Below are 4,533 nucleotides of genomic sequence, written 5' to 3' on the forward strand. Positions count from 1 at the left end.
TTATCGGCCGTTACAAAGACTCAACCGGCATTGTTGAGGTGACCGGCACCGCGTCAACCTGGGACAATTCAGAGAATCTATATGTTGGCGGCGAAGGCGATGGTACTTTGACGATTTCCAACGATGCAACAGTGAGTGTGTCCGGGGTGACCCGGCTGGGTTCTAATTCAACGGGTTCTGGCGTTTTGAACATCGGGGCGGGAAGCGGTGATGCGGCTGCTACGGCCGGTACGCTTGATACCTCAACGATTGAGTTCGGAGACGGCACTGGGGTAATCAACTTCAACCATACGGAGAGTGACTACACCTTTTCCGCGGATATCAGCGGGAATGGCAGTGTCAATCAGCTTTCCGGTACTACGATCCTGACCGGCACCAACACCTACACCGGCGAAACGATAGTGTCTGGCGGTACGCTGGAGTTGCGCGGCGGGAGTGTTTTGACCGATACTGCAGCGCTGAGGGTCGGCTATGCCGGCACCGGCGCATTAACCATTGCAGAGGGCAGTGAGGTCAACAGTGGATATCTAAATATTGGCCGTGTGTCGGGCAGCGTGACTGTGACGGGTTCAGGATCTTCGTTAAATGTTGCTACTAACTCTATAATTGGCTTGTATGGGACCGGAACGCTGACCATTTCCGATGGTGGCAGGGCTACCAGTGGTCGGGCCAGCGTCATAGGTGGACCTAATGCCACAGGTGCCGTGACTGTGACGGATGACGGATCCATCTGGGAGGCAGGCTCTCTTTGGGTCGGCCAGTATGGTGCCGGCTCCCTAAAAATAGAGAATGGCGGCAAGGTCACTTCTGGTCTCGCCAACATTGGCTTTGACAGTACCAGCTTCAGTGGGACCAGTTCGGGTATTGTTACAGTGACGGGCGAAGGCTCCGTTTGGGAGAGTCGCGATCGTATTATCATCGGAGATAGTGCGCCCGGGACGCTGACGATCGCGGATGGCGCCACCGTGGATGTAGATGGTGAAGTCAAGCTGGCCTACGATGCCGTTTCACAAGGCACACTCAATATCGGCGCTGCGGCAGGTGAGACGGCTGTGAAGGCAGGCACCCTTGATACAGAGGCAGTGATATTTGGCGAGGGTACCGGGGTGATCAACTTTAACCACACGGATACCGCTTACGTGTTCGCTCCAAAAATCATAGGAGACGGCGGGGTTAACCAGCTATCGGGCACCACGACCCTGACTGGTGCCAACACCTATACCGGTGGCACTACCGTTTCAGGAGGCAAGCTGGTTGTTGATGGCACCATTGGCGATGTTACAGTCAATGGCGGTAGCCTTGGTGGTTCGGGGACTGTAGGGGCTGTTGCTTTCCATTCAGGTGCCGTAATCGCTCCGGGAAACTCCATCGGGACTCTGAATGCGACTTCTCTTGTTTTCAATAGTGGTTCAACCTTTGAGGTTGAGTTGAACGATCGGGGCAACGCGGCAGGCATCAACAACGATCTGCTGGCCGCCAGCGGTACCGTGATGATCAATGGCGGAACGGTGTATGTTAAGCCAGAAAACGGAACCGACGATGGTTCAACTTACGTTGCAAATACGGTCTATACGATTATGAGCGCTGTAGGCGGCGTCTCCGGAACGTTTGATTCATCCACCCCAACAGATGACTTCGCGTTCCTTGATTTTGCTCTGTCATATGATGCCAACAATGTTTATCTCGGTTCCCAAATGGCATCCAGCACGTTCTGCATTTCCGGGATGAGTGCTAATCAGTGCGCTACAGGTGAAGGTGCGTTCTCACTTGGCAGCGGAGACTTGTTCAATTCAGTCTTGAACCTGTCCAACTCAGATGCACCAGGAGCACTCGATCAGCTTTCAGGCGAAGCCGACGCCTCAATAAAAACAGCGCTGATTGAAGATAGCCGCTTTGCCCGCGAGGCTGCCCTCAGTCGTGTGCGCGTTGCAATGGATTCCGTTGCTGCGGATGGACAAAAGCAAGTGGAAAAGCGCGTTGGCGAGAGCCTCGCGTTCTGGGGGCAAGGTTTTGGGTCCTGGGGACGTTGGAATGGAAACAGCAATGCCGCAGGGCTTGATCGGTCAATCGGCGGTTTCCTTCTGGGTGGAGATACCCAGATTGGAGAAAGCTCCCGCTTTGGCTTTTTCGGTGGCTACGACAACAGCAGTTTCGAAGTGAATGGCAGAACGTCCTCTGCGACGGCAGACACGCTGCATCTTGGTGCTTATGGTGGCACAGAATTTGGGCCTTTGGGGGTGCGCGCAGGTGGTAGCTATGCATGGCATGATATCGACACAACCCGTTCGGTTGCCTTCTCTGGCTTTACTGAGAACCTGTCAGGATCCTACACAGCGCGAACTGCGCAGATCTTTGGTGAAGCGGGGTATCGTTTTGATTATGCTGCGACCAGTCTGGAGCCTTTTGCCAATATATCCTACATCCAGTTGTCCAGCGATGGGTACTCTGAAACCAGTGGATTTGCTGCGCTAAAGGCTGGTCGCCAGACAATGGACAGCACCTTCGCCAGTATTGGGCTGCGTGCAGAGACGCGGGCAAACCTTGGTCAACTCACCGCGAAGCTATCAGCTCAAGCTGCCTGGCAGCATGCGTTTGGCGATGTAACACCTGTTGTCAATCATGCCTTTGCCGGAGGCGATGACTTCTCCGTTGTCGGTATCCCGATTGCCAAAGATGCTCTTTTTCTGAATCTGGGAGCATCGGTGGATCTGGGACGTAACACGACCTTGGGTCTGGCCTACGATGGCCGCTTTGGTTCCGGCTTCACCGATCAGGGGCTCAAAGCAAACATTGCTCTGAAATTCTGATGGCTCTCCTGCCTGCGTAAGGCCACCTACCCAACATAAACCTGCCCGCCACCTGAAAACTTAAGTGGCGGGCAAATGCTCTCCACCTGTCGAAAATCCATATGCACCAATCCCGCTAATTTATCCTCGCCCAGAACACGGCCTTCTGCCATCTAGGCTGCCTCAACTATTGATTGATCTGTGTGAATGTCCGGTAATGGCGGCGATACGTCATGTCGAACACTCCATCTTTATTCAAAGATTAAAGTGTTGCATCCACCTGTTGAGACCACCGCCCATAGAGACAAGGTGAGTGGGAGCAATCTTAAATTGATGTCTTGCTGCAGCTAGTGCTGTCTTAAGGTAGCGTGAGTGTCCGCAAATGGTCATGAGTAATTGCAGATCGCCCATAAGGGCTATTGTAAAAGCCTACAGGCGAGCGCGATTCAACTCATAATGGGAACGTCCGATGGTCGAATTTTAGCTCATTCTGAATTGCAGGGCTCATAACTTCTTTACTTCATGAAGCTGTTAGGCCTTTTCAGTAAAAACAGGCATTGACTTTAGCTATCCTAAAGAGCGGCAAATGCTCGTTAGGCTGGATATGATCCAATCTCTTCTTCTTCAAGATTTCACGGGTCCTTCCCAGGCCTTTGCTTGCCTGCGGGTAGTTCGGGACCACGGCGCAAGCGGCTATGTGGTTTTCGCAAGGGCTTGATGTTTATGTTCATGTTGTTGTTCTCACATTTTGGCCCCGCTAATCCTATGGGCTTGTGGAGGAATTCAGTTTCCTTGCATTGACACCTTGTCCCAATCATCGCATGGTCACCTTGAGGCGTCGAAACCTCTACGAAGCGGTTACCGCATCCGTTTATTGGCGGTTTTTTTGTGTCTGGAGTTAGCTCTCCAAACGCAAACTCTCGCTTATGGGCGGGAGGGCGGTGAATAAAATACCCTTTGCGGGGGAATAAACCCGCCTGTCTTCGTCAGGTTTCGAACCTCCCGCTCGCCAGTGGGTTGTCGAAAGCTCTCTGTCGAGTGGTTTGTTCACCAAGCCAACGAAGAGGGTTTTTAGATGACTGATACTGGAAAAGAGAAATGTGCCCATACGTCCCTTCGCAATGAAGTGGACCAGCTTCACCTCACAGCCAACCACCTCAAAAATCTAGTTTATTCCATGAGTGTGGTTCTGAGCGAACGCATGGAGCACACACAGAAATATGAAGCGTTGCTGACGCTATTTGATACTGTGCGCAATCACTTTGAAGATGTGCAGGGAAGTAGCGAGAAAATATCAGAGCTGTTTGAACCTTGCGCACTGGAAGTCTCCAAAGACTAAAAATACGGAATGAAGAGGGGTTTTGCCTCTCACGGGATATTCTGGCTTGGGAAGCGTGATGCTTCTCAGGCCCTTTTTGTTGATCGCTTGAAGCGGGCATGCCCTTTATCAAGAAGCATTAAAGTTGCGCCCTGACGGGCGTTGACGACCTTCCGACAACTCTCAAGAGTTAAAACCTCAATGAAAGCCTGTGTACTGACGACCAGTGACGACATTAACAGATTTTCCAGAATTAATTTGAAAGGGTCTTTGCAGGAACCAAGAGAGGCAAATTCGCGATTTCAAACGCTCTCATTTGCTTACATAGTGCTGACACGAGGCCTAAATGCAAAAAGCTCCCGGAAGGGAACTTTGCTAAACCTCTTTATATACCATGAGGTTAAATGGTGAGCCCGCACGGGTTCGAAC

Annotated in this window: 2 protein-coding genes; both read left to right on the top strand. The window is 51.9% G+C overall.

Annotation, left to right across the window (positions count from 1 at the left end):
- Positions 1-2,807, top strand: a 2,807-nt coding sequence (locus PsW64_RS13455; protein ID WP_193757805.1) for an autotransporter domain-containing protein, incomplete at its 5' end; no start/stop codon positions are given.
- 1,054 nt (positions 2,808-3,861) lie between these two features.
- Entirely contained in the window at positions 3,862-4,125 is a 264-nt protein-coding gene (locus tag PsW64_RS13460) for a hypothetical protein (protein WP_063303944.1), read from the top strand.
- Positions 4,126-4,533 lie beyond the last annotated feature (408 nt).

Source organism: Pseudovibrio sp. W64, assembly GCF_001623145.1.
In the GTDB taxonomy this organism is placed as follows: Bacteria; Pseudomonadota; Alphaproteobacteria; order Rhizobiales; family Stappiaceae; genus Pseudovibrio.